This window comes from Gordonia liuliyuniae, assembly GCF_021738805.1.
Taxonomy (GTDB): domain Bacteria; phylum Actinomycetota; class Actinomycetes; order Mycobacteriales; family Mycobacteriaceae; genus Gordonia; species Gordonia liuliyuniae.
On the sequence record NZ_JAKKOR010000007.1, the window covers coordinates 173,620 to 199,939 of the forward strand.

At 65.5% G+C, this 26,320-nt stretch carries 22 protein-coding genes; 10 read left to right on the forward strand and 12 right to left on the reverse strand.

Annotation, left to right across the window (positions count from 1 at the left end; translation table 11 throughout):
* Nucleotides 1-42: 42 nt before the first annotated feature.
* The 6 genes from L5G33_RS09715 to L5G33_RS09740 all read left to right on the forward strand — a co-directional run bounded on the left by L5G33_RS09715 (nucleotide 43) and on the right by L5G33_RS09740 (nucleotide 8,379).
* On the forward strand, nucleotides 43-288 hold the full coding sequence (locus tag L5G33_RS09715) for a helix-turn-helix domain-containing protein (RefSeq protein ID WP_236997971.1): 246 nt from the start codon (nucleotides 43-45) through the stop codon (nucleotides 286-288).
* Between the two features lie 164 nt (nucleotides 289-452).
* A complete protein-coding gene (locus L5G33_RS09720) occupies nucleotides 453-959 on the forward strand; it encodes a hypothetical protein (RefSeq protein ID WP_236997972.1) in 507 nt (168 codons plus the stop codon).
* Nucleotides 956-1,990: an AAA family ATPase gene (locus tag L5G33_RS09725; RefSeq protein ID WP_236997973.1), complete on the forward strand. Its 1,035-nt coding sequence runs from the start codon at nucleotides 956-958 to the stop codon at nucleotides 1,988-1,990. Before L5G33_RS09720 ends, L5G33_RS09725 begins: the two co-directional genes overlap by 4 nt.
* A gap of 289 nt (nucleotides 1,991-2,279) precedes the next feature.
* On the forward strand, nucleotides 2,280-2,591 hold the full coding sequence (locus L5G33_RS09730; protein WP_236997974.1) for a hypothetical protein: 312 nt from the start codon (nucleotides 2,280-2,282) through the stop codon (nucleotides 2,589-2,591).
* 260 nt (nucleotides 2,592-2,851) lie between these two features.
* Nucleotides 2,852-3,295 (forward strand): ribosome modulation factor, encoded by a 444-nt coding sequence (locus tag L5G33_RS09735; RefSeq protein ID WP_236997975.1) that lies wholly within the window; start codon nucleotides 2,852-2,854, stop codon nucleotides 3,293-3,295.
* Nucleotides 3,296-3,462: 167 nt separating this feature from the next.
* Nucleotides 3,463-8,379 carry a DEAD/DEAH box helicase gene (locus tag L5G33_RS09740; protein ID WP_236997976.1) on the forward strand — a complete coding sequence of 1,639 codons (4,917 nt, stop codon included), beginning with the start codon at nucleotides 3,463-3,465 and terminating at the stop codon, nucleotides 8,377-8,379.
* Nucleotides 8,380-8,884: 505 nt separating this feature from the next.
* On the opposite strand, the gene L5G33_RS09745 is transcribed toward L5G33_RS09740, so the two are convergent.
* The 6 genes from L5G33_RS09745 to L5G33_RS09770 form a co-directional block, all read right to left on the reverse strand.
* Nucleotides 8,885-10,066 carry an AI-2E family transporter gene (locus L5G33_RS09745; protein ID WP_236997977.1) on the reverse strand — a complete coding sequence of 394 codons (1,182 nt, stop codon included), beginning with the start codon at nucleotides 10,064-10,066 and terminating at the stop codon, nucleotides 8,885-8,887.
* A gap of 145 nt (nucleotides 10,067-10,211) precedes the next feature.
* Entirely contained in the window at nucleotides 10,212-11,414 is a 1,203-nt protein-coding gene (locus L5G33_RS09750; protein WP_236997978.1) for an acetate kinase, read from the reverse strand.
* A complete protein-coding gene (pta, locus tag L5G33_RS09755) occupies nucleotides 11,411-13,504 on the reverse strand; it encodes a phosphate acetyltransferase (RefSeq protein WP_236997979.1) in 2,094 nt (697 codons plus the stop codon). Before pta ends, L5G33_RS09750 begins: the two co-directional genes overlap by 4 nt.
* 182 nt (nucleotides 13,505-13,686) lie before the next feature.
* Nucleotides 13,687-14,232, reverse strand: a complete 546-nt coding sequence (locus tag L5G33_RS09760; RefSeq protein WP_236997980.1) for a TetR/AcrR family transcriptional regulator — start codon at nucleotides 14,230-14,232, stop codon at nucleotides 13,687-13,689.
* 54 nt (nucleotides 14,233-14,286) lie between these two features.
* On the reverse strand, nucleotides 14,287-14,646 hold the full coding sequence (locus tag L5G33_RS09765; RefSeq protein ID WP_236997981.1) for a DUF5709 domain-containing protein: 360 nt from the start codon (nucleotides 14,644-14,646) through the stop codon (nucleotides 14,287-14,289).
* 18 nt (nucleotides 14,647-14,664) lie between these two features.
* Nucleotides 14,665-15,561 (reverse strand): cation diffusion facilitator family transporter, encoded by an 897-nt coding sequence (locus tag L5G33_RS09770; RefSeq protein ID WP_236997982.1) that lies wholly within the window; start codon nucleotides 15,559-15,561, stop codon nucleotides 14,665-14,667.
* A gap of 96 nt (nucleotides 15,562-15,657) precedes the next feature.
* Here L5G33_RS09770 and L5G33_RS09775 point away from each other — a divergent pair, with 96 nt between their 5' ends.
* Complete coding sequence (locus L5G33_RS09775) at nucleotides 15,658-16,227, forward strand: hypothetical protein (protein WP_236997983.1); 570 nt, start codon at nucleotides 15,658-15,660, stop codon at nucleotides 16,225-16,227.
* Nucleotides 16,228-16,329: 102 nt separating this feature from the next.
* Here the strand turns inward: L5G33_RS09775 and L5G33_RS09780 are convergent, their stop codons facing one another.
* Nucleotides 16,330-16,893, reverse strand: coding sequence for an HdeD family acid-resistance protein (locus L5G33_RS09780; protein WP_236997984.1), 564 nt, complete (start codon nucleotides 16,891-16,893; stop codon nucleotides 16,330-16,332).
* A gap of 24 nt (nucleotides 16,894-16,917) precedes the next feature.
* Here L5G33_RS09780 and L5G33_RS09785 point away from each other — a divergent pair, with 24 nt between their 5' ends.
* The 3 genes from L5G33_RS09785 to L5G33_RS09795 all read left to right on the forward strand — a co-directional run bounded on the left by L5G33_RS09785 (nucleotide 16,918) and on the right by L5G33_RS09795 (nucleotide 20,586).
* Nucleotides 16,918-17,790, forward strand: a complete 873-nt coding sequence (locus L5G33_RS09785) for an acyl-CoA thioesterase domain-containing protein (protein ID WP_236997985.1) — start codon at nucleotides 16,918-16,920, stop codon at nucleotides 17,788-17,790.
* A 51-nt stretch (nucleotides 17,791-17,841) separates the two neighbouring features.
* Complete coding sequence (locus L5G33_RS09790; RefSeq protein ID WP_236997986.1) at nucleotides 17,842-18,609, forward strand: deoxyribonuclease IV; 768 nt, start codon at nucleotides 17,842-17,844, stop codon at nucleotides 18,607-18,609.
* Between the two features lie 150 nt (nucleotides 18,610-18,759).
* On the forward strand, nucleotides 18,760-20,586 hold the full coding sequence (locus L5G33_RS09795) for an acyl-CoA dehydrogenase (RefSeq protein WP_236997987.1): 1,827 nt from the start codon (nucleotides 18,760-18,762) through the stop codon (nucleotides 20,584-20,586).
* An 87-nt stretch (nucleotides 20,587-20,673) separates the two neighbouring features.
* Here the strand turns inward: L5G33_RS09795 and L5G33_RS09800 are convergent, their stop codons facing one another.
* The 5 genes from L5G33_RS09800 to L5G33_RS09820 form a co-directional block, all read right to left on the reverse strand.
* On the reverse strand, nucleotides 20,674-21,189 hold the full coding sequence (locus L5G33_RS09800; protein WP_236997988.1) for a glycine cleavage system transcriptional repressor: 516 nt from the start codon (nucleotides 21,187-21,189) through the stop codon (nucleotides 20,674-20,676).
* Nucleotides 21,190-21,295: 106 nt separating this feature from the next.
* Nucleotides 21,296-22,072 (reverse strand): SDR family NAD(P)-dependent oxidoreductase, encoded by a 777-nt coding sequence (locus L5G33_RS09805; RefSeq protein ID WP_236997989.1) that lies wholly within the window; start codon nucleotides 22,070-22,072, stop codon nucleotides 21,296-21,298.
* 84 nt (nucleotides 22,073-22,156) lie between these two features.
* Entirely contained in the window at nucleotides 22,157-23,851 is a 1,695-nt protein-coding gene (locus tag L5G33_RS09810) for a VanW family protein (protein WP_236997990.1), read from the reverse strand.
* 129 nt (nucleotides 23,852-23,980) lie between these two features.
* Nucleotides 23,981-24,460, reverse strand: a complete 480-nt coding sequence (locus L5G33_RS09815) for a MarR family winged helix-turn-helix transcriptional regulator (protein WP_236997991.1) — start codon at nucleotides 24,458-24,460, stop codon at nucleotides 23,981-23,983.
* Nucleotides 24,460-26,055, reverse strand: a complete 1,596-nt coding sequence (locus L5G33_RS09820) for an MFS transporter (RefSeq protein WP_236997992.1) — start codon at nucleotides 26,053-26,055, stop codon at nucleotides 24,460-24,462. Before L5G33_RS09820 ends, L5G33_RS09815 begins: the two co-directional genes overlap by 1 nt.
* Nucleotides 26,056-26,320: the final 265 nt, after the last annotated feature.

The following is a 26,320-nucleotide window of genomic DNA, read 5'->3' on the forward strand; positions in this document are numbered from 1 at the left end:
TAATTGAAACACAGACCAACACATCAAGGAACAGGAAGAACCGTGCCCGACACAACCGTCACCCTCGCCGCCGACGCCGCACTCGACCTCGAATGGCTCCGCAGCAGCACCGCCGCGGCACTCACGCTTACGCAGACCGCCGACGTCATGGGAGTGGACCCCCGAACGATCAGCGCCGCCATCAAGCGCGGCGAACTCCCGTCCATCAGGATCGGCCGCCGCATCCTCATCCCACGGCCGCTGCTACTCGCCCTCATCGAAGGCAGCACGCAGTCGGCCGCTCGGTGAGCACGCCGAGCGCATGACACACACGAGTCGACTGGCGGTAGGGGCCGGACTGGGTACGAGCGAGAGTTACGACATTGAACAAGAACCGGCCCGAAATGAGCCAGGGCCAGACGCCGGCCAAGCGCCCGGCCCCCAACAGTCCAGCTAGCGAAACCGATTGGCGCATGGCAACACCTGACCCAATAGCAGCCCTCGCCGAGGTCATGGTCGTACCCGCGGACGCCGTCGCCGACGTCCTCGACGTTCTCAATCTGGCCGACGTCGCCCTCATCGACCGGCCCACCGCGGTCGTACTCCACGCGGCGCAGCAACTCGCTGCCGCCGGTATCCGACCAACCGCCGAGGCGCTGAACGGCCGCCTATCGCAGACCGGTCAGTACGACGGCCACCGCGGCAAGCTCGTCGCCAACAGGGTTCTCGACGCCGCTACGACCGCACCGATCGTCACCGACAGCCCAGCACGCGCCGTCCTCGCCGAGGTCGTAGCCCCGATCGCCGAGCAACTGCTACTGGACAAGCTCGCCGCGATGGGTACCGCGCTCGTCGAATACACGAGCGACGGACGCCTCTACGACGCGGTCGCCGGACTCTCCCGCGACTACCGCGAAGTCACCCGCGTGCATGGTTTTGTCCGCGCGCTGCACGCCATGACCGAGGGGGCCGCATCATGAGTGCCGGGCGACTCCCCGACCTCGCGCCGGTCAATGCCGAAGTTGTCGACGGATACGACGACCGGGCACCTACACTGTTGACGTCGTTCGTCGGAGGCGGGTCGTTCGTCCACGATCAGCCCGCGCACACGCCCGCGGTGTGGGGCCGTGGCGACGACGTCTTGTTGGCCGAGGGTGAATCGCTCATCATCGCCGGAGGTCAAGGCGTAGGGAAGACCACGCTCGCGGGTAACGTCACACGCGGCCTCGTCGCCGACACTCCACACGACGTGCTCGGCCTCCCAGTGACCCCGCGTGACCGCACCCTGTATCTCGCGATGGACCGGCCACGACAGGCCGCGCGGTCACTACGCCGCCAGCTCGCCGACGTCCCGCGCGACGTGTTGGACGAACGCCTGACGTTCATGGTGGGCCCGCCGCCGCATGACCTCGCGCGTCACCCCGGAGTCCTCGCGGCCCTCGCCGAGCAGGCCGGTGCACAGATGGTCATCGTCGACAGCCTCAAAGACGCTGCAATTGGCCTGTCAGACGACGAAGTCGGTGCGGGTTGGAACCGGGCCCGACAGAACGCACTGCGTGCCGGTGTTGACTTACTCGAACTGCACCACATCAGGAAGGTGCCCGCCGACAAGCGCCCAGACATCGGCGATGTTTACGGGTCTACGTGGATCACGTCAGGTGCCGGGTCGGTGCTGCTGCTTGCCGGTGCACCGGGTGACCCTATCGTGAAAGCTTGGCATCTCAAACAGCCTATGAACGAAGTCGGCCCGTGGAACCTGCTGCACGACCAGCAGGCCGGGACGATGACCGTCGACGGTGCCGACGACTTGCTCGCACTCGTTCGGGCATCCGGTGGTGTCACTGCGAAAGATGCCGCCGCCCGACTGTTCGACACCCTCACACCAACGCGCGCGCAGAAAGAGAAGGCGCGCCGTCGTCTCGTCACTCTCGTCGATCAGAACCTCGCCTATCCGTCGTACACGGGTGCATCCACGCCGACTGTTTACGTGCCCGCGGGGGTGCCCGCATGAGGTCACCACGATCTACGAATAAGGGTGCACGCAAGGTGCACGCGGGCATGTCCGGGAAATGCCCTCACCCACGAGCACGCAGGCGCACGCGGGACTTCATCGCCACTGGTCGCGAGCGCACGGTAGGTGCACGCGGGTGCACGCGCCACGGGGTGCACGCTCACCACCCCCTCTTAGAGGGGGTGAGCGCTCCCGTACCCCCGCCAAACGATTCGAATCCGAGGGGGCTGGGAGGGCAGCAGAGCCCCGCCGTGATAGGTGCAATCCACGTCAACCAGGAGAACGAACAATGACTGCCCGCGCTTGGGATAGCCCCAACCTCGAACCCCGCGACGAACTCGACCGCTGCCGCTGGCACTCCGGGCTATGCGCCTACCGCGACGACGATGCCGCGCGCTGTCCGCTGTGTCACCTGACGCTGACTGTCCGACGGTGTGACTGCATCCGGGCAGACGCCGAACCCCTCACGGTCGACCGCATGGCCGCGATCCTCGCCTCCGGCCCAGACACCAGCACGACCGCATTCGCCCGCAAACACGGTCTGGACGTGCATCGGGCTCGCAGGGTCTGCAGCGTCCTACGGATGAAGGCGAAGCCGTGAGACCCGCGCCAACACCCAACACAGCGCCCCGCGAAACAGAGGTAACTCTCGCTCGCCGACGCAACCGGAATGGCCACACCCACCCAAACCCACCGGGCACGTCATCCTCAGTGCAGTTCCTCGCCGACAATCTGCAGAAGGTCCTCGGCATTGGACCCGTCATCGAAGCCGACGAGGACGAATGAACTTTGCGCTAGCCGATCTGCACCACGGGCAGCGGCCGGTTCTCGCTTGTCAGTCCTGCACGCTAGTCTCGCCGAATGGACGGGGATAGACGACGCACGTCCACGCGAGGGGAGCTTCGGGAGGCGTACGAGTCGGGTCTGGCGGGTGGACTTCGCGCCACCAACCCATACCCGTCGGGTGTCCTCGCCGCCGCGTGGCGGTCCGGCTACGGGGAGTGGCTCGCCGAGCGGCACGCCGGTCTCAACGCGCGAATGCAGGCCGCCGCCCGTAAGGAAGTCACCGACGACGCCCGCCGTGTGGCGGCAGCGGCGCTCCCCGGCGACGACGTACCCGACTACGGGTGGGTGTCCGACGACTGGCGCGTGGTGATATTTCCGCTCCGCTTCTCGCTCAGGGCGGTGGTCAGGGACGGGGTCGTCACCACTACGAACGTCGTAACCCTGTTCGCCGAACTCGACCTGATGACAATGTTCGGGGACTGGCCACCCGAATCGGACGAGCCCCAACCCCTTATGTAGCCACACGTCCCCATAGGACGCGACGAGGCCCCCGGTGGTGACACGCTCGGCCGCTACGGGTTGGTCACGAACGGTGAGGACTGGCCAGTCAGAGGTTCACGCACCGCCCACCGGGGTCGCCGCTACTCTGATCGAATATCCCCTTCGACAGCAGGAGACGCACGGCCATGGGGTCGATCCACGAAGTCATCGAAGCATTCCGCAAGGCACCCTCGAACTCCGAGCGGGGCACCAAGTTCGAGGAACTGATGGTCCGGTACTTCGAACTCGACCCGGTGCTCTCGCAGCAGTACGAGTCGGTGTGGCGGTGGATGGACTGGCCCGGCCGTCAAGGTAAGCCGGACACCGGGATCGACCTTGTAGCCCGTGAACGTGACACCGGCGAGTACTCGGCGATCCAGTGCAAGTTCTACGAGCCGACCCACACCCTCCGTAAGGAGGACATCGACTCGTTCTTCACCGCGTCCGGTAAGCAACCGTTCTCGAATCGGATCATCATCTCCACCACGGACCGCTGGGGTAAGAACGCCGAGGACGCCCTCGAAGGCCAGACGATCCCGGTGCAGCGGATCGGAATGGCCGAGATTGCCGAAGCGCCGATCGCGTGGGACATCGCGTGGCCAGATGAGACCCCCACAGTCAGTTTGGCCCCCGCGGTCAAGCACGAGCCGCGCAAGCATCAGCACGAGGCGATCGACGCGGTGTTCCGCGGCTTCGACACCGGGCATGATCGGGGCAAGCTGATCATGGCCTGCGGGACCGGTAAGACGTTCACGGCGTTGAAGATCGCCGAACGCACCGCGGCTGAGAACGGTGGCAAAGCCACGATCTTGTTTGCGGTCCCGTCGATCTCCCTACTGTCGCAGACCCTGCGTGAGTGGTCCGGGCAAACCCAGCTCGACCTGCGGGCGTTCGCAGTGTGCTCAGACAAAAAGGTCTCGCGCTCGGCCGAAGACATCACTGCCGTGGACGTGGCCATCCCGGTAACGACCGACGCGGCCCAGTTGGCTGCCGAGATGGCCCACAGGAAGCGGGCGGCCGGGCTGACGGTCGTGTTCACCACCTACCAGTCACTGCCAGCAGTCGCCGAGGCCCAGAAGCTGGGCGTGGACCCGTTCGATCTGGTGATCGCGGACGAGGCCCACCGCACCACCGGGGTAACCCTGCTAGACGCGGACGAGTCGCACTTCGTGCGCATCCACGACGCCGACTACCTTCACGCAACCCGTCGCCTATACATGACCGCGACACCACGGATCTATGACGAGAAGGTCAAAGCCAAAGCCGACGACGCCTCCGCCGAGGTCACCTCGATGGATGACGAGGACGTGTACGGGCCCGAGTTCCACCGCCTCTCGTTCGGTCACGCTGTTGAGCGCGGTCTGCTCTCGGACTACAAAGTCTTGGTCCTGACCGTGGACCAGGAGATGATCGCCGACACCGTCCAGCAAGGCATGTCCTCCGGCTTCGGCGAACTCCGCCTCGACGACGCATCCAAGATCGTTGGCTGCTGGAACGGCCTCGCTAAACGCGCCGGAACCACACCCACGGGTACAGGGTTCACGCCTGGCGAGGCCCCCATGCGGCGGGCCGTCGCGTTCGCCAAGGACATCAAGGCCTCCAAACAGGTCGCCGACGTGTTCCCGGCCGTGGTGGACGGCTACCGCACTCTCTTGACCGATGCCCGCGAGGAGGGCCGCGGTGTCGAGGAGACGAACCTGGACCTCTCGTGCGAGGTCCGGCACGTCGATGGCACCTTCAACGCTCTTGAACGGGGCCGCGAACTGGCATGGCTCAAAGCCCCGTCGGCCGAGGACGAATGTCGCATCCTGACCAACGCCCGCTGCCTGTCCGAAGGCGTCGACGTACCTGCCCTGGACGCGGTGCTATTCCTGCACCCCCGCAACAGCGTCGTCGACGTCGTCCAGTCCGTCGGCCGGGTCATGCGCAGAGCCGACGGCAAAGACTACGGCTACATCATCCTGCCGGTCGCCGTGCCCGCAGGGGTCGAGCCGTCGAAGGCGCTCAATGACAACCAGCGGTTCAAGACCGTGTGGCAGGTCCTCAACGCGCTGCGCGCCCACGACGATCGGTTCAACGCGTTCGTCAACTCCATCAGCCTCAACTCCACTGCCGCCGCGGAGAAGGGACAGGGCTCGGGCACCCTGTTGGGCGGGCACATCGGTCCCGTCAGCACGCCGAGACCCGGTCCGGGTGAGACAGAGAGTCTTGATGAGAGCGGGGACCCGTACGCCACTGACCCGGCACAGGCCGACCGTGAGCTGGCTAAGCAGATGGCGCTGTTCTCACTCTCGGAGTGGCAGGAGGCAATCTACGCCCGGATCGTCGACAAGGTCGGTACCCGCACGTACTGGGAGGACTGGGCCAAGGATGTCGCGGACATTGCCTCAGCTCTCATCAGCCGCATCCGCGCGATCCTCGGCGACGCCGACGCCACTGTCTCCGACGGCTTTCACAAGTTCGTGACCGGCCTGCGGGACAACCTCAACGACTCCATTACCGATGACGACGCGATCAGCATGCTCGCCCAGCACCTGATCACTAAACCCGTCTTCGACGCCCTATTCGCTGGACACGCCTTCGCCGACTCCAATCCTGTCTCGGTCACCATGCAGAAGATGGTCGACACGTTGGGTGGCGTAGGCCTGGAAGCCGAGACCACCAAGCTTGAAGGCTTCTACGCCTCGGTGCGCACGCGAGCTTCGGAGGTCACTACCGCTGCTGGCACCCAGCAGGTGATCGCCGAACTGTACGAGAAGTTCTTCAAACTCGGCTTCGCCAAACAAGCCGATGCCCTCGGTATCGTCTACACCCCCACCGAGATCGTCGACTTCATACTCCACGCTGCCGACCACGCCTCCCGCGACGCGTTCGGGCGCGGCCTCACCGACGACGGCGTCCATATCCTCGACCCGTTCACCGGCACCGGCACCTTCATGACCCGGCTCCTGCAATCGGGGATCATCAACCCGGCTGACCTGGCGCGCAAATACGCCAACGAGCTACACGCCAACGAGATCATGCTCCTGGCGTACTACATCGCCGCAGTCAACATCGAAACCACCTACCACGCCCTCACCGAGACCGACGAGTACGAGCCATTCGAAGGCATCGTCCTCGCCGATACGTTCCAGATCACCGAGGACGGCGACAGCTTCGATGAGGTCATATTCCCGCAGAACAACGAGCGCATCACCCGACAACTGGCAATGCCGATCAACGTGATCGTCGGTAACCCGCCCTACTCCGTCGGACAGAACAGTGCCAACGACCTCAACGCCAATGTCACCTACCCGACCCTGGACAAGCGGATCACCGACACCTACGCCGCACGCTCCACCGCACAACTCAAGAACAGCCTCTACGACTCCTACCTTCGGGCGTTCCGATGGGCCACCGACCGCATCGGCGACACCGGCATCGTCGCTTTCGTCTCCAACGGCGGCTGGATCAGCGGCAACACGGCAGCTGGCGTTCGACTGGCTCTCGCTGAGGAATATTCGCGCGTTTACGTCTACAACCTGCGGGGAAACGCTCGCACAGCTGGTGAGCTACGCAAGAAGGAGAAGGGGAACGTATTTGGCAGCGGCGGACGTACAACCATAGCGATCTGGATCGGGGTCAAGGACCCAACGCACACGGGTGGTCTGGAGCTCCTGTACCGCGACATCGGCGACTACCTGAGCCGCGACGAGAAGCTCGCCACCGTCGCTGGTGGGCGCCTCGACACAATCGACTGGGAAACGATCACCCCCAACGAGTACGGCGACTGGGACGACCAGCGCGACGCTGAATTCTCCACCTGGCCCGCCATCGGAAACAAGGACGTTCGGTCAGGTGCCGTCACCGTTTTCGCCAAGCACTCGCGTGGCCTAGCAACCAGTCGCGACGCCTGGTGTTACAACTTCTCCATGCCAAAGCTGCGTGCGAACGTATCTAGGACGGCCGAGTTCTATAACGCCGAGGCCGATCGCCTTGCACCGCTTAGGGCTCCAGCTTCAGAGGTCAACAACTTGGTCACGGTGGATTCCACCAAATTCTCGTGGGACCGGGTAAACAAGAAGCAGGTCCTTCAAGGAAAACGCATCGAAATCGACCCCGATGGCTGGCGGATCGGCTCCTACCGGCCATTCAACAAACGGCACGTGTACTTCGACCCACGACAACAGCTGAACAACTGCACATACCAGCTCCCGTCGATGTTCCCGACGCCCCACCATCGAAACCTCGGAATCGTATTGACGGGGCCAGCATCGCACTTCGAGTTCGCACCGTATATCACCGACCTGCTACCGAACCTGCATGTGCTAGACACCGCCCAATACTTCCCGCGTTGGACATACGAGAAGGTCGAACCGAGTGAAGGTGCCCTCGACTTCGGTACGGGTGCAGGAGAGGCCGATGAGTGGGGATACCGGCGGGTAGACAACATCACCGACGCCATCCGGACCCTCTATATCGACACGCTTGGCGGCACCGTCACCAAGGACGACATCTTCTACTACGTCTATGGACTCCTCCACGACCCGGCATACCGGTACACATACGCGACGGACCTCCGCAAAATGCTGCCCCACATCCCCACGCCGGACAGCCGAGAGCGCTTCGACCGACTCGCCACGGCCGGACGGCAACTCGCTGATTTGCAAGTCGGCTACGAGAGTGTCGACCCTTATCCGCTCGACGTGGAACTGAAAGCGAACGCGGGGCCTGACGACCGCGAGACTTGGCGGGTCACGAAGCTCGGTTGGGGGAAGAAGAAGGATCCCGGCACGGATAAGAATGTCGATGATCGAACCACCATCGTCTACAACAAGAAAGTGACGATCGCTGGGATCCCGCAGGACGCTGAACGCTACATGCTCGGGCCCCGATCTGCTCTTGCCTGGATCATTGATCGCTACCAGGTGAAGACTGATAAGGCATCCGGCATCGTCAATGACCCGAACGACTGGTGCGACGAACACGACGACCCCCACTACATCGTGGACTTAATCGCCAAGGTAACCACCGTCGCCGTAGAGACCATGAAGATCGTCGATAGGCTAAGTGCTTCGGGGTAGCCATGCGGAACGGGCCGACAGGCATGAACACCGAGAATTGCCATACCCGAGGGCCAGATGGAGCGCAACTGCGGCGAGTGCCCCGAGCGACCGCTTCCAGATCGTCGTCAGACAGGTCGGCATTCGGGTTGACGCTATGGGGAGCCCGACGAGCACGCCCGCCTACGGCGAATCGCCCACATCTAAACAAGCCCCAAACTCGAAGCCTGGACGACATCGCTCACTCGTTCGACTTCATGCAACGAACGATGCAACACCGACGTTGCATGACGGCGACGCGCCATGTACCCCAATGCGTCCGTCCCGCAACCCGCCGCACGTCAGAGGCAATTCCACGTATCGCACAGTACCGCAGTGCGGGTACGCCCGTAGGGGTTCGAATCCCCTATCCTCCGCCATGCGTCTGGACTCCTGCCCGAGGAACGAGGGTGGGGGTCCAGACGCATATTGAGCAGAGTGGATTCACCGAGGAGCGTAGCGACGGTTCCCCTATCCTCCGGCCTGATCACAGAGTCGGCGCGTCCTCCCGACGCAGTGGGCCGAACTTTTTGCGTAGCCACTTGGAGAAGCGGCTCTCTTCGGGCGGTGCGATCTTCTTGTCCGGGTTCCAGGTGAACGCGGTGTCGAGGAAGGCGACGAGAGGTACGGCGAGGAGACCGCCGACGATACCGGCCAGCAGGAGCCCGAGCGCGATCGCCAGAATCACGGCGACGGGGTGCAGTCGCACCGAACGTCCGAGGACGAACGGCTGCAGGATGTGACTCTCGAACGCCATCACGAACACCAGGATGGCGAGGACGATCACGGCGTTGAGCAGTCCCTGCGTCGTCAACGTGACGACGACGGCGAGTGTGCCCGACACGAACGAACCGACTATCGGGATGAACGAGCCGAGGAAGATGATCAGGACCAGCGGCAGCGCGAGCGGAACGCCGAGGAGCGCCAGTCCGATGCCGATCACCGTCGCGTCGATGGCGGCGACGATCACGGTGGCACGAACGTACGACTCGAGTGTCCGGAATCCTGCGGCACTCGCACCCCGAACCCGGTGGCGACTACTTTCGGGCACGAGTCTGGTGACGTAGCGCCAGAGGCGGTGGCCGTCGTACAGGAAGAAGATCACCAAGAAGACGGTCAGCAGCGCGCCGCTGCCGATGCGTACGGCGAACTCGGCGGTCCCGAGGGCGCCGGACGCCAGCGTCGCCTCGTTGGTCTTGGCCCAGTGGATCAGGTCTGTCGATATGGAGCTGATTGTGTCGTCGCTGATGGGAAGATTGCTGTCGGTCAACCACTTCCGTGCGTCGTTCACCGTGTCGGTGAACTCGGAGACCAGTTCGGAGCCGGACGCTACACCCTGCTGGACGGCGAACGCGACCAGCCCGATGACGACCACAATCGTGGCGATCACCGCCGTCAGTACGGCTACGATCCTCGGCACTCGCTTGCCGGTGGCCCACTCCACGCTTGGGCGCAGCATGGCCGTGAGCAGTAAGGCGAGCGCCGTCGGAAACAGGACGTCCTCGAACCGGTGGAACAGCCATGCGAGGGCTGCGACGCCTACGCCGATGATGAGAAGGCGCCACGTCCACGCGGCGGTGGCCCGGACGGCGGGAGCAACCTTGGCGTCGTCCTCCTCACGAAGGGTCGAACGACGAGGTTCGTCGGAGACTCCGGATTCGCCAGGCACGACGCACAGCATATCGGCCGTCGGACCCGTCGGCGTCCGACTTCGTCTGATGGTGCGCGTCCTTGAACCGACCCGGCCTCAGCCGCCCGCTCGCACCGCCGCTACACACGGGCGGAAGGACTTCTCACCTCGGGAGGGGCCGCAGTCAGCCGGCGACAGCGACCGCCGCCCGCGCGATCGCGAGTTCTTCGTTGGTCGGCACCACCAGCACCGCGACCGGCGAGTCATCGGTCGAGATCACGCGAGGCTCATCGGACCGGACCGCATTGCGTTCGGAATCGATCACCACGCCGTAGCGCTCGAGCCCCGCCAGCGAGTCGGCTCGCACCGGTGCGGCGTTCTCCCCGACGCCCGCCGTGAACACGATCGCGTCGACCCGACCCAACTCGATCATGTATGCGCCGATGTATCGGCGCAGACGATGCAGGTAGACGAGGTACGCCTGCGTTGCGGCCTCGTCGCCGGCGTCGATGCGTTCGAGAATCGCGCGGAAGTCGTTCTCACCGCACAGTCCCTTGAGTCCGGAGCGCTTGTTGAACAGCACGTCGATGTCCTCGATCGACATGTCGGCGACCCGAGCGAGATGGAAGACGATGCCCGCGTCGATGTCGCCGGTGCGCGTCCCCATCACCAGGCCTTCGAGCGGTGTCATGCCCATTGTCGTGTCGAACGGGACCCCGCCGCGGATGGCCGATGCCGACGCCCCGTTGCCCAGATGCAGCACGATCTGATTGATGTCGCTCGGCGCGTGGCCGAGAAACTCTGCGGCACGCTGCGACACATACTCGTGGCTGGTCCCGTGGAAGCCGTAGCGGCGGATCGCATACTTGGCTGCGACCTCCGCGTCGAGCGCGTAATGCGCTGTCTCGTCAGGCAGGTGGCTGAAGAACGCGGTGTCGAAGACGGCCACCGCGGGAACGTCGGGAAGCAACGCGCTCACCGCGTCGATCCCGGTCAGGTTGGCCGGATTGTGCAGGGGCGCCAGCGATGAGATCCGCACGATCTCCGAACGCACCCTCTCGGTGATCAACGTCGGCTCGAAGAAGCTGCGGCCGCCGTGGACCACGCGGTGGCCGACGGCTGCCAGCCCCGACTCCGCGACGTCCACGCCCTCCTCAGCGAACAGTTCGACGACCAGTGCGATCGCCGCCTCGTGGTCGGGCAGCGCGACCTCGCGGCGGACCTCGGTGCCGCGATACCAGTGCTTGATCGACGAGCCCTGCTCCCCGATCCGTTCGGCGAGACCGTCGGCGATGACCTCTTCGGTCGCCGGGTCGAGCACCTGGTATTTGAGTGACGACGAGCCGGCGTTCACCACCAGAACGGATCCTTCGATGACCGCGCTCACTTGTCGATTCCCTTCTTGATGTTCTGTGCTTGGATCGCGGTGATCGCGACAGTGTTGACGATGTCCGACACGAGCGCACCACGCGACAGATCGTTCATCGGCTTGTTCAAACCCTGCAGGACGGGGCCGATCGCGATGGCGCCCGCGCTGCGTTGGACGGCCTTGTACGTGTTGTTGCCCGTGTTCAGGTCGGGGAAGATCAGCACCGTCGCGCGTCCGGCGACCGGCGAGTCGGGCATCTTCGTGGCTGCGACGCTCGGCTCGATCGCGGCGTCGTACTGGATGGGCCCTTCGACCAACAGCTCCGGCGACCGTTCGCGGACCAGATCCGTTGCGGCCACGACCTTCTCGACGTCCTTGCCCGACCCTGATCCACCGGTCGAATACGACAGCATCGCGACTCTCGACGAGATCCCAAACGCCTCCGCGGTGCGGGCCGACGAGATGGCGATGTCGGCGAGCTCTTCGGCCGTCGGGTCGGGTACCACCGCGCAGTCCCCGTAGGTGAGGACCTTGTCGGCCAGACACATGAAGAACACGCTCGACACGGTGGAAACGCCGGGCACCGTCTTGACGATCTCGAACGCGGGCCGAATCGTCTGCGCGGTGGTGTGCACGGCGCCCGACACCATGCCGTCGACGCGGCCGGTGTGCAGCAGCATCGTCCCGAAGTACGATTCGTCGCGCACCACTTCGAGCGCGCGATCGCGCGTCATGCCCTTATGTTTGCGCAACTCGGTGTACGTGTCGGCGAACTCGTCGACCAGTTCCGACGACGCCGGGTCGATGACGTCGACACTCGACAGGTCGATGCCGAGTTCGTTCGCCCGGCGGCGCACCGCCTCCGGGTTGCCGAGCAGGGTCAGCTTCGCGACCCGCCGACGCACCAGCCGGTCGGTGGCCCGCAGGATGCGGTCGTCACCGCCCTCCGGCAGCACGATGTGTTGCACGTCCGACCGTGCCTGCGACATCAGCTGGTACTCGAACATCTGCGGGGTGACGACCTCCGGGACGTGCAGATTCAGCTCGTCGACCAGCTCGGTCGCCGACACGTGGCGTTCCATGAGGGCCAGCGCGGCGTCGATCTTGCGCACCGACGCCGACGACATGCGTCCGCGCGTCGACGACGCGATCCGTGCTGTCTCGTATGTCCCGTGCTCGCTCATCAGGATCGGCAGGGTCGGTCGCAGACCTTTGACGAGCCCTTCGATCATCGGATGCGGCCGCAACCCGCCGTTCATGATGATCCCCGACAGTCGCGGGAACCCTTCGGCGGCGTTCGCGTTCACCAGGGCCAGCAGCACGTCCGAGCGGTCGGCGGGCGCGATGACCGCCATCGACTCGCTCAACCGCTCCAGAATGTGTTCGACGGTCATCCCCCCGACCATCACATCGAGTGCTTCCCGGTCGAGAAGGTCTCGGTCGCCGCTGTACAGGGTAGCCCCGAGCGCCTCCTGGAGTTCGCCGATCGTCGGCGCCGTCAACACCGGATCCTCGGGCAGCGCCCACGCTCGGACGCCGGTGTCACGCAGGGCGTTCGCGACGTCGATCAGCGCTGCCGGATCGCACCGGTTGGCAACGATGCCGACCGTCGACGCGTGCGATCCCTTGATGTCGGCCATCAGCATCTCGGCGAGCGCACGGATCTCCGCAGGCTCTCGGTCGAGTGCCTTCACCACCAGGATGATCGGCGACGACAGGTTCGCGGCGATCCGCGCGTTGTAGCTCAACTCGGACGGCGATGCGATGTCCGTGTAATCCGAGCCGATCACCAGCACGTTGTCGCACTGGTCGGCGACCGTGTGGAAGCGGGCGACGATGTCGGCGATCGCGGAATCTGGGTCGGCGTGCACCTCGTCGTAGGTGACGCCGATGCAGTCGTCGTACGAGATGTCGACCGACGTGAACTGCAGGAGAAGGTCGAGGATGTAGTCGCGTTCCCCCGCCCCGGCGCGGGCGATCGGCCGGAACACGCCGACACGTCCGCCGGTCGCGGCGAGCAGGGCGAGGACCCCGAGCGCGACGGTCGACTTCCCCGTGTCTCCTTCGGCTGATGCGACGTAGATGCTGCGGGCGCCAGAGCCTGTCATGACGTCCAGCCTATCGGTAGCGACGGCGGCTTCACCGGATGTGAGCGGCCGAAAGCCGGGCGGCGTCGACGGGCGGTTCCCGAGCCGAGGTGAACGGTCGGGCCATCGGGCCGAAGGCGACGAACGGCCGCGCCGCCACGGCAGGACGAGCTCGCAGCGACTCGTTCCTCGATGGACTCGTCTCAGCGGATGACCGCGCGTACCACCAGATCGGCGACCTGTTCGTCACTCATCGAGCTGCCCGGCACCAACATGCACGAGTAGACGACGCGCACCAGGAACTCCGCCGCAGCGCGCGGATCGGGGTACAGTTCCTGCGCCTCCGCGTCGGACACGTCGACGATGCTCATGTCGACGACCCGCTCGACGAGACTTGGACTCGCGAGGCCGGGGGACACGAGGGCTCGGACTATCTCCTCAGGTTCCTCGCGCAGAACGTATTGGAGCGCGTCATGTGCGCGGATGTACTCCAGCGACTTGAGGACGCGCACCCGGACGCGTTCGGCGGCGTCGGCTTCGTCGGCCCCCCATTCGGCCAGACGCAGACGCAGTTGCTCCAGTTCGTGCGAGACGATCGCGTCCACCAATGCGTCGCGGCCGCCGAACATCCGATACGCGGTGGCACGCGCGACGCCTGCGTGCCGAGCTACTGACGTCAGGCTTAGTGCCTTCGCCCCGAAACGCGACACCAGGCCGACACCGACTTCGAGCATCCGGTCACGATCCATGGGAAAACGTTATCGAACCTTGGCCCGCCCGGCTGCCGAAGGCTCCCGTCGCAGCTACTCCACGATGTGAACGGCGGCCTCTTCTGCGGTCGCGCCCGCGCCGTCGACTCCGGCGTCTCGGCCGAAGACGTTGGAGTCGTCGTCCGACGAGACGAGCCGACCCGACCGTTGTTCACCTGCGTCCTCCGGCTCGGGAAAGTCCGGGTCGTTGTCGGCGGCGGCCGTCTCCGGAACCTCCTCGGCGAGCCTTGAGTCGAGGCTGTCGTGCTCGTGCCCGCCTGGCTCGTAGTCGGGCGGCGAGTAACCGCGGTCGAGGACATCCCCGACTTCCTCGTCGAGCAGTGTGTCCTCCGGTTGGAGTTGGTCATCGTCGTCGACGGAGTAGTCGCCGTCGCGGTCGTCAGATTCACTCATGGCTTCAGGGTAGGTCCGTCATCGCCGCCACGGCTCGTAACTGCGCGGATCGTCGATCGGTTCGATGTGGATGGTGCAGCGGAGGTCGTCGACGGCTGCGTACAGCGCGGCCTCGACCTCTTCGGCCAAGTCGTGTCCGCGGCGCACCGTCCAATCGCCGGGGACCAGCATGTGCAACTGCACGAAGCGCACGTGTCCGGCTTCGCGGGTGCGGACGTCGTGGAAATCGACTCCCGCCGAGCGGAAATTATCGAGCACCTCGTCGACGACGGCGCGGTCGGCGGCGGGGATCACGGTGTCCATCAGCCCCATCGTCGAATCGCGCACCAGGCGCCACCCGACAACGATGATATTGACGGCGACCGCGATCGCGACGAGAGCATCCAGCCGGGCCCACCCGGTGATCGCGACGAGCCCGACGCCGACGATCACTCCGGCCGTCGTCCACACATCGGTGAGCAGGTGTTTGCCGTCGGCTTCCAGCGCCGCGGACCGGTGCGCCCGACCCACCGACATCAGCTTCCACGCGACGAGCCCGTTGACGACGCTTGCGATCACCGAGATCCCCAGTCCGAGCCCGACCGACTCGAGTTCCTCGGGGTGGATGAGTCGGTCGATGGCCGAATAGCAGATGAATGAGGCAGCGACCACGATCATCACGCCTTCGACGACCGCGGAGAAGTACTCGCTCTTGGAGTGCCCGAAATTGTGGTCGTCGTCGGATGGACGGGCCGCGATACGCAGGGCCACGAACGCGCCGACCGATGCGACGAGGTTGACCACGGACTCCGCCGCGTCCGACAACAGACCGACCGATCCGGTCAGCTGCCAGGCCACCGTCTTGAGCACGATCGTCACGATCGCCGCCGCCATGGACACCAGCGCCCACCGGCTGAGATCACGACGATCGGTCATGCCCCCAGCATGGCATCATGCACCGGACCCGCGACGGAGCTCGAGCGTAGAGGTGATTCACCCACGCCACAGTGTGATGCAGGGCACTATGGAGGCATGCTCGACGAGTTGAACTCCCAGGCGCGCGAACTGTACGACGCGGGCGAGTTCAGTCACGCGCTCGCCGACTATTCGGTCCTCCGCGAGATTCGGTCCCGCAGAGAAGGCCCGTACTCGGTGAAATACCTTGCCGCCCTCCATGACTGCGTGCGTTGCATGTCGCATCTGAATCTCTGGATGGATTCGAATCTGCTGTGCAGTGAGCTTCACGCCAAGTATGTGCGCACCCACGGCCGCGGCGGTGGCGACACCGTCGACGTCGCCCGCCACTGGGGGTGGGCGATGATTCACCTCGACCAGTCGAGGTCGGCTGCCGCCTTGTGCATGACGACGGCCGACGCCATGTGGGACTCCGACCGGTCCGGCGCCGACCTACTGCTCGGCGCGGCCGCCGCACAGTCGCCGGAGGCGGCCAAACTCGCCGCCACCGGCCTCGTCGACGGCGTCCGGTTGATCCACGCCGCCGACCTCGTCACCGTGTTGGACCGGTGGAACCGCGCGCTCGTCGACGACGGCGCCCGGACATCGGCGACGACGGATTCACTCGCCCCACGCGTGGCGGCATAACGCTGCCGCGTCCGACTCCGCTGGCACACGTCTCACAAAATCAGCCGTTCCGCTCCTCCAACGAATTCGGGCCCGGTGTCCATATGAGAGTTGTGCCCGCGGTCAGGCTTTCCGCTTGGCGGGCAGCGCGAACAGCGTGACGATGCTGACCGCGATCAACATGATCGCGATGAACCACAGGATGGTGCTGAGCGTCCAGATGGCGGGCAGCACGATCATCGCGATACCCGCGGCCACGGACACGATGCCCGAGACGATCACCAGCCAGCGCGGCACCAGGTATACGGACAGCTGCGCGCCGAACAGATCCTGGAGGCCTGCGAAGATCCATCCGACGCCGATGAAGATGCCGAGCAGGGTCAATGATTCGGACGGGTTGAGGATCGCCAGGACGCCGGCGGCGAGCACGATGCCACCGAACACGGCGAGCAGCATCCGGGAGCCAAACGGCGCCGCAGTGGTCGCGAACGCCACGAACAGACGGATCAACCCGGCCACCACGAGGGACACACCGAACAGGATCGCGACCACAGTCAACGTCACGCCCGGCCACACGAGTGCGGTGATGCCGAGGGCGATGCCGACGATCGACGTCGTGATCAGGAAAGACCGGACGGCGTTGACCGCGGAATCGGGCAGAGCAGACGGGGCTGAATTGACAGTCATAGTGAAAGCGTAACGTCGGAGAACATGTCTCAGACGTCGTTCTTCACCCCCGGCGATTCACAACGCGCCGACCCGACACGTTTCGCGATGAGCTTGTGGGGGCCGGACGCGTTGAACGGCCCAGCAGTGTGCGGCCTCGCCGCGTACGCCGCGGAACGCGACCACTCCCGCGAAGGGTGGTTGCCTGCACGGTTCACGCTGGAACTATTCAAGTCAGCGCGCAGGCTGCCGACGAGCACACAGACGCAGACCCTCCGCGACGGGCGCCGCATCCGCGTCGTGCAGGTGAGCGTTCGCCAGCACGACGAGACCGGAAACGACGAGACCGGCACGCTCGTCGCGCAGGGCAATGTCGTGTTCCTGAAACAGGGCGACAACCCGCCGGGAACGCGCTGGTCCCGCCCCGACGAGCCGATCGCCGTCCCAGCGACCCCCGTCGGCGACTTCCACACCCGGTTCTCCGACACCGAGCACGACTGGAGCTCTGGCATGGGCGCATTCCAGAACGGCAACCGACGTCGCCTGTGGAGCAGACCGATCAACGTGCTGCCCGACGAGCCCCTCACCGCGTTCCAGCGCGCCGTGATCGCGGCGGAGGGCACGAGCCTGGCCACCAACTGGGGCGAGGGCGGCATCGGCTTCATCAACTGCGACCTGACGGTCGCGCTAAGCCGACTCCCCGAGGGCGACCGGGTCGGCGTCGAATCCGACAGCCACCTCGAGAACGCTGGCGTCTCGGCCGGCACCGCGAATCTGTTCGACGAGCACGGCCAGTTCGGCATCGGTCTGGTGACCGCCGTGGACAACACTCGCGCCATGATCGACTTCCGGGAGGTCACGCCGCGGTCCGCGTACTCCGAAGACAGCCCGTTCGTCGGAGACGACCGCAACGTCTGACGAGGCGCCTGGGCTATATCCCTATATGGCCGTCTCCCATATCGTTGGCTCATGCGTATCGGAGCCCATCTTCGTCAGGACGAGAACCCCGTCGCCACCGCAAACGAGCTCGGGATCGACATCTTCCAGATGTTCGTGACCGACCCTCAAGGCTGGAAGAAGCCGCAGCCGCACCCGCATGCCGATGAGATTCGCGAGTCGCCGATCGACGTGGTGGTGCATTCGAGCTACCAGATCAATGTCGCAAGCCTGAACAACCGACTGCGCATGCCGTCGCGCAAGGCCGTCGAGCAGCAGGCGGACGCTGCCAAGGATCTCGGGGCGATCGGCCTCGTCGTCCACGGCGGACATCTTCGCGACGGGGAGGACGCCGCCGCGGGGTTCGCCAACTGGCGCAAGCTGTTCGAGAGACAGGCCGACAAGGGCGGTTTCGGCGTCCCGATCCTGATCGAGAACACTGCAGGCGGCTCGCACGCAATGGCACGCACGCTGGAGTCGATCGAGCGTCTGTGGGACGCGGTCGGCGACTACGATCAGGCAGGATTCTGCCTGGACACCTGCCATGCATGGGCGGGCGGTGAGGACCTCGTCGGCCTCGTCGAACGGATCAAGGCGATCACCGGACGGATTGACCTGATCCACCTCAACAATTCGCGGGACGAGTTCGATTCCGGTCGTGACCGGCACGCGAACATCGAGTCGGGCCACATCGCTCCCGACGTTCTGGCGGAGTTGATGAAGACGGCCGGAGCACCTGGCGTACTGGAGACGCCGTCGGACGGTATCGCCGACGACCTGTCCTACCTGCGCAGCCACTGAACAGCGAACGCCGCGACATCCGCTTGCATTTGTTAGCGGGACCACACCCGTCTGTAGTTGCCTCGGCAAGTATCGAGCGATAATCTGTCCATAGTTACCGGCAAGTAACATAGCCGGACAGCCTCTCAATCATCGGTTAGGAACGTTCCCATGGGCCATTACAAGTCCAACCTCCGCGATCTGCACTTCAACCTCTTCGAGATGTACGAACTCGACAAGGTCCTCGAGTCCGGACAGTTCGGCGACCTCGATCACGAGACCGCCGTCGACATGCTCCGCGAGGTCAAGAACCTGTCCGAGGGCGTCATCGCCGACTCCTTCACCGATGCGGATCGTAACCCGCCGGTGTTCGACCCGAACGAGCACAGCGTCACCATCCCGGAGACCTTCGCGAAGTCGTACCACGCACTCATTGAGGCCGGCTGGGACAAGGTCGGCGTCGACGAGGAACTGGGCGGACTTCCGGCCCCGCGCTCGCTGTACTGGGCCATCGGCGAGATGATTCTCGGCGCCAACCCGCCGGTGTTCATGTACGCGGCCGGTTCGGGCTTCGCGAACATCTTCTACGACAACGGCACCGATGAGCAGAAGAAGTGGGCGACGATCTGCGCGGAGCGCGGCTGGGGCGCCACCATGGTCCTGACCGAGCCGGACGCCGGTTCGGACGTCGGTGCGGGCACCACCAAGGCGACGCGCCAGGAAGACGGCACGTGGCACATCGAGGGTGTGAAGCGCTTCATCACCTCGGCCGACCAGGACATGACCGAGAACATCTTCCACTTGGTGCTCGCGCGCCCCGAGGGTGCCGGCCCGGGCACCAAGGGCCTGTCACTGTTCTTCGTCCCCAAGTTCCACTTCGACCACGAGACCGGCGAACTGGGCGACCGCAACGGCGCCTTCGTCACCAACGTCGAGCACAAGATGGGCATCAAGGCGTCGGCGACCTGCGAGCTCAGCTTCGGCCTGCACGGGACACCCGCCAAGGGTTGGCTTGTCGGCGAGGTCCACTCGGGCATCGCCCAGATGTTCGACGTCATCGAGCACGCTCGCATGATGGTCGGCACCAAGGCCATCTCGACCCTGTCGACCGGTTACCTGAACGCTCTCGAGTACGCCAAGGAGCGTGTCCAGGGCGCCGACCTGACCCAGATGATGGACAAGGCCGCTCCGCGCGTGACCATCACCCACCACCCGGATGTGCGTCGGGCACTGCTGACCCAGAAGACCTACGCCGAGGGTCTGCGCGCCATCTACCTGTACACCGCGTCGCACCAGGACCCGGCCGCCGCCGAGATCGTGTCGGGCGCCGACGCCGAGCTCGCGCACAAGGTGAACGACCTGCTCCTCCCGATCGTCAAGGGCGTCGGCTCCGAGCGTGCGTACGAGAAGCTCACCGAGTCGCTGCAGACCCTCGGCGGTTCGGGCTTCCTGCAGGACTACCCGATCGAGCAGTACATCCGCGACTCGAAGATCGACTCGCTGTACGAGGGCACCACCGCCATCCAGGCGCAGGACTTCTTCTTCCGCAAGATCATCCGCGACAAGGGCCAGGCGCTGGCGCATGTCGCAGGCCAGGTCCAGCAGTTCATCGAAGGCGGCGAGGGCTTCGCCGACGAGCGTGCGCTGCTCAAGACCGCTCTGGAAGACGTGCAGGCGATGGCAGCCAAGCTGACCAGCTGGCTGATGGCCGCGCAGGAGGATCCGAAGCAGCTCTACCTCGTGGGTACCGCGTCGGTCCGCTTCCTGATGTCGGTCGGCGACCTGCTCATCGGATGGCTGCTGCTGCGCCAGGCCGTGGTCGCGCAGGCCGCGCTCGACAACGGCGCCACCGGCGAGGACGTCGCCTTCTACCAGGGCAAGGTCACCTCGGGCCGCTTCTTCGCAAAGAACATGCTCCCGCAGCTCACCGCGATCCGCCACATCGTCGAGAACAACGTCGACAACGAGCTCATGGAGCTCGACGAAGCCGCTTTCTGATCGGTCCTCACCAGCCGAGAAAGAAGCTGAACGAGAGCCCCCGCCGTGATCGGCGGGGGCTCTCGTCGTCTCTGTCGCTCCCCCGGCTCACTCTCCGCCGAACTCCAGGTCCACCAACAACTCAGCGGCGATGCGTTCCACGTCGGCTCGGACCGCGGCAAGGTCGGTGCCCGACGGCACAAGCACGTCGAGCGTTGCCTCGAACAGCATGCCGCCCGCCATCGGCGCTTCACGCGTTCGGGTGGTCAGCTTCTCGATGCTTACATCGTGCAGGCTCAACGCGGTCGACAGTTCCTGCACGATCCCGGGTCGGTCGTTCCCGAGGACGTCGATCGTCAACGCGGTCCGCTTTCCGTCGCGGGGCGGCTCACCGCCTGCGTGGACGGCCACCTCAAGGAGTCCGTCGAGTCCGGTGACGGCGGCGATCAGCCCGTCGGCGTGCTCCGCAGGGACCGCGACGGCGACGATGCCCGCGAACTTGCCCGCCAACTGCGCGAGCTGGCTGCGCTCCCAGTTGCCGCCGTTTCCCGCGACCGCATCAGCGAGAGCCGACACGAGTCCGGGACGATCATCGCCGATGACTGACAACACCAGATTCCGCATGCCGCAAGCGTATCGGGAGCGAAACAGGGATTCCCGCCGATCGGATCGATCGGCGGGAATCCCTGGGTATTCGGTGTCTGGGTGTTCGGTGTCTGGAGTCGAGACCCTACTTCGGTGGCATCCGGATGCCGCCGTCGACGCGGATCACTTCGGCGTTCATGTACGAGTTGGTGATGAGCTCTTCGACCATGGACGCGAGCTCGTCCGGCACACCGAGACGCTTCGGGAACAGAACGCTCTCACCGAGCTTGGCCTTGAACGCCTCGGAGTCGGGGCCCTCACCGTAGATCGGCGTGTTGATCAGGCCCGGAGCGATGCAGTTGACGCGGACGCCGATGGCCGACAGGTCACGCGCGACCGGCAGGGTCATCCCGACGACGCCGCCCTTGGACGACGAGTACGCGGCCTGGCCGATCTGGCCGTCGAACGCGGCGACGCTGGCGAGGTTGACGATGGCACCGCGCTCACCGTCTTCGTTCGGCTCGTTGCGGCCCATGGCGGTCGCCGCGAGACGGACGGAGTCGAAGGTGCCGATCAGGTTGATGGCGATGACCTTCTTGTACAGGTCCAGGTTGTGCGCGGACGCGAATTCGCCGTCGCGGCCGACCGTGCGCTGCGCCCAGCCGATGCCTGCCGAGTTGACGACGGCCTTCAACGGGCCGAGCTCGACGGCCTTATTGACGGCGGCTTCGATCTGGGCGGTGTCGGTGACGTCGACGGTGACGAAGACGCCGCCGATCTCCTTGGCGAGGGCTTCGCCGTCCTCAGCCTTGAGGTCGGCGATGACGACCTTGGCGCCGCGTGCGGCGAGACGACGGGCTGATGCCGCGCCGATACCCGACGCGCCACCGGTGACGATTGCACTTGCTCCAGTGAGTTCCATGTTCGGAGCTTAACGAATCAGTGACCGGCGACACGGGTCGGGTATGCAACTCGGTGCAGTGAAGCGCGCACCCTCCCGCTGCGGCTATCGACAACGCACGATCGGCTCCGGCGCGTACTTCACGGTCCGCGTGTGGCGGTAGGTCTCTTCGCCGGTCTTGTGGTCGGTGATGATCCGCGTGTCCGACGCGGTGAAGCCGCCCGCACCACTGCTCGGAACGCAGTCATCACCTGCCGGGACCCTCACGACTTCCGGCGAGGTCGCGGCCGTCCGCGGCCCGGTCACTGATTCGACGTCCATGGTCTTCGTACTCCACATGCGCACGGTGATGCTCGACGACGACCACTGTGTCTCGATGTACACGCCGTGCTTCGTGTTGTTCTTGAACTGCAGGTCGATCAGACCTTCGAACACCGTCGCCTCGCGCGCTTCGGGGTACCGCGAGATGTAGTAGGCGTGCTCGGTGTGCCCGGCGTCCTCGAGTCCGGCGAAGTAGGCAGCGTTGTAGAGGGTCGTCGCGAACTGGGAGATTCCGCCGCCCACCGCGTTCGACGGTCGTCCGTGGTCGATAATGCCCGACTCGACGTATCCCTGGGCCGTGCCTCGGGGCCCGGTGTACCCGTTGAGCGAGAACGTCTTCCCGGGCAGGACGACAGCACCGTTGACCTGCTCGGCGACGAGTCGGATATTCTCGCCCGACGGCCCGCTGAAGCCGCCCGTCGTGAACTCGGAGACCACCTCGTCGACGCCGAGTCTGCGAGCAGCCGCTGTGTCGAGGGACGGTTTGCGCACCCGGTACGGGAGCTTCTGCGCGCGATCCTCCTCGGCGACAGCGGCTGCGGCGATCGTCGACGCCGTCTTGTTCCAGTCGACGCGGGCGCCGTCGCTTGACGGGACCACCCGAGGCGATCCGCCCGACAGTCGGAAGGTGGCTTCGACCGGTTCGGATTCGGTCGGTGCAGTCCGCTCGCCGAGCTCCCTCTTGGCCGCGGCGACATCGACATGCGGTGTCAGCCCGCCCTTGCCGTCGGCGACGAACGTCACCAGGCGGCCGAGTTCGCGGCGGCTCACCGAGATCGTCGCGCCCCGGCCGTCGAGCCGGACCGGAGACGCCGTGACGGTCTGCGCCTGGTCGGCGACGACGGCGTCGACGGTCTGCGCCGACACCGTCGGCGAGAACGGTTCCATCGCGAGATCGATCGGTCCGCCCGCGAGCCACTCGTCTTCGACGGCCCGCAGTGCCGCGTCGCGGTCGATCCGCATGCCCTTGGCCGGATAGTCGGCGACCGGGGTGATCCCGTCGAAGTGGACTCCGCCTTCCACCGCGGCCTTCTCCAGAACCGACTTCTGCTTGTCGAGTTCGGCGTCGAACGCGGCCCGATCGACGCGGACCACGGGGTGGACGTCGCGGTGGCCGCCGAACAGCGCGGTCAGCCTGGTGAGCGGGTTCCGCGGCTGCACCTTGAGCGCGTCGAGGGTGGCGTCCACGTCGAATCGGGCACCGAGCGCCCCCGGATCGATCGAGGCCGTTCCCGACGCTGTCCGCACGGTGATCGGGCCGTGCGAGACGACGTCGAGTCTGTTGAGGCTCTCGCGTGCTTCGGCGTCGGACTTGTCCCCGAGGTCGAACTCGGCGATGTGGACGCCGCGCGCCGTCTTGCCGTGTCCGAGCGCGTAATCAAGTGCGAAGCCGAGGCCGACGAGGAGGATCGCGGCGAGGAGTCCTCGCACGATCCACCATCTGGCGCCCGCGCGGCGTTCGCGTCGTCGTGAAATCACAGCAGCTCGATCATATGCGGATAGCAAGACTCCGGCTGAACCGCCGGGTCGGGGGTCTGGCGGTTCAGCCGGAGCTACCTGGTCTATAGATCGGCAGCCCGTGGGCGTTACACATCCGTCGAAACTTTTCTATGGACCGGTCTCACGCTGGGGTTTCTCGTCATCGGCATCGACCATCGCGTTGAGGACCCGCCACAGCGCGTCGATCATGACGGCTTGGTCGTCGTCGTCGAGGACGGTGAGGAAGCTCTCCGTCAAGCTCCCGAATCGTGCACGCGCGGCATACGTCGCGGTCCTGCCCTTGTCGGTCAGGTGGTGACCCATGGCGCGGCCGCCGAGCGATTCACGACGCACCATCCCACATTCGGTGAGTCGGGCAAGAATCTGACTGACTGCCTGGGGCGTTGTATGCGTGGCCTCCGCCAGTTCGCACCCGGTACTTCCGGGCAGTTCGTCGATCGCGGCCAGGACGGGGATCTGCGCCTGCGACAGCCCGAGCTCCGCCAAGTCCGGCGAGGAGTGACGGGACAACGCCAGATTGAGGTCCCGGATCATCAACGCGAACTTAAGCCCCGGCTCGGTCGCCGTCCCCGAAAACAGCCGAGTCATCAGACTTGCACCGGCTCTTCGACATCGGGTTTACGGCCGACGACGCGCAGGACTGCGCAACTGACGGCCAGGATGCAGAAGACAATGGCCGCGGCGACAGCGGAGAGGCTGAATCCGTGCGCCTGAGCGGCACTCAGTGCGTCGTGCAGTCCGAGTTCGGGGAACTGCGACTGTGCGACGGCTCCACCGTGCTGCACTCCCTGCTCGTCGACGATCTCGTGAACGACCGCCGCGGACTTCTCGTCGATGCCCGCGTCGAACAGCTTGTCGGGCAGCGCACTGAGCGCCCACGACGCCGACAGGATCGAGAACACCGCCGGGCCGAGGGCACCGCCGGTCTGTCGGACGGCGTTGATCGCGGCGCTCGCCATGCCCGCCTGGCGGTACGGGACGGCGTTCACCGCTGCCGCGGTGACGGTGGCGAGCACGCCGCCGATGCCAACGCCGGTGAGGATGAGCCGCAGATCGGCTTGCCACACGGGTGCATCCGCATCGATGAACGACAGGAACACCATGGCGAGGCCAGTCCATCCGCAGGCCGCGGCGAGCACGCTCTGCGCGTTGAAGCGGTGCAGAGCACGACCGGCGATGTTCGACCCGACGACGGACCCGCCGATGAGGAAGATGTAGCGATTCGCCACCTCGATCGGGCTCAACTCGAGGGCGCTGAAGTAGAGCGCGAGGCCGAAGTTGACGCCGAGGTACGCGAACATGGCGATCGCGGCCACCAGCGCAGACATGGAGAAGTTGACGTTCGAGAACACGCGGAGGTCGAGCAGCGGTGCGTTCGACCGCAGTTCGACGACGATGAAGCCGGCGATCGCAACCACTGCGACGACGAGTCCGGTGATCGACTTCGGGCTCGAGAACCCATCGGCCCCACCGACGATCACCGCGTAGACCAGTGCGGCGACACCGACGGCGGTGAGGATCTGTCCGGGAACGTCCATCCGTCCGCTCGTGGCGCCTCGACTCTCCGGCACCAACCGGACTCCGAACGCGAGGACGAGCGCGGACGCGACGACGACCGGAATGAACAGCCAGTACCACGCCAGCACGTCGAGGATCGCGGCGGAGATGTAGACGGCGACCGCCATCGCCGCCATCATCGCTCCCGACCAGGCGGCGATGAGCACGGCACGACGCCGGTGGTCCGGCTCGGCGACGCTGATGATCGCCAACGTCGTCGGGATCAGCGCCGCGGCGCCCATACCTGCGATGCCTTGCCCGATCCAGATGAAGTAGATGGCCGCGTCGCCGTCGACGAGGCCCGCCGAGGTGGCGACGAGTCCGCCGAGCATCGCGAGCACGAGACCGATGACCAGGACTCGTCGACGGCCCCACTTCTCGGCCCACGCGCCGAACGCGAGGATGAGCGCGGCCATCGGCAGGACGAGCATCGAGACGACCCACTCGAGGTCGGACGCGCTCGCCCGGGTCTCCTGGGCGATCGCCGACAGTCCGACGGTCGCCGCCATGATCGGCAGGTACCCGACGAAGATGCCCGCGCACGCCACCGCGGCGACGACAGCCGTGCGCGGTCGCGGTTTGTCAACGATCTCGGGTGGCGTCGTCGCCTCACTCTTCACACTCATCGGGCCATTGAATCAAGGGCTTGATTCGTCACGCTAATGGAGAGCCACGAGATGTGACGAAAGATACGCCGAGCCGACGGACGAGTCGGGCGCTCAAGACAAAGTGCCGCACGCTCGTCTCACGTTCCACAGCCTCGATGCGTCTTAGCAACCTGTGCGGAGGCTGCTAAGACGCATCGATGGTGCGACGAGAGAACTGAGCATGCGGCAACGGAATCGAGGCTGCGTCGACGCGGTCGAGACCGCGCGGGGCGCCCCCGAGTCA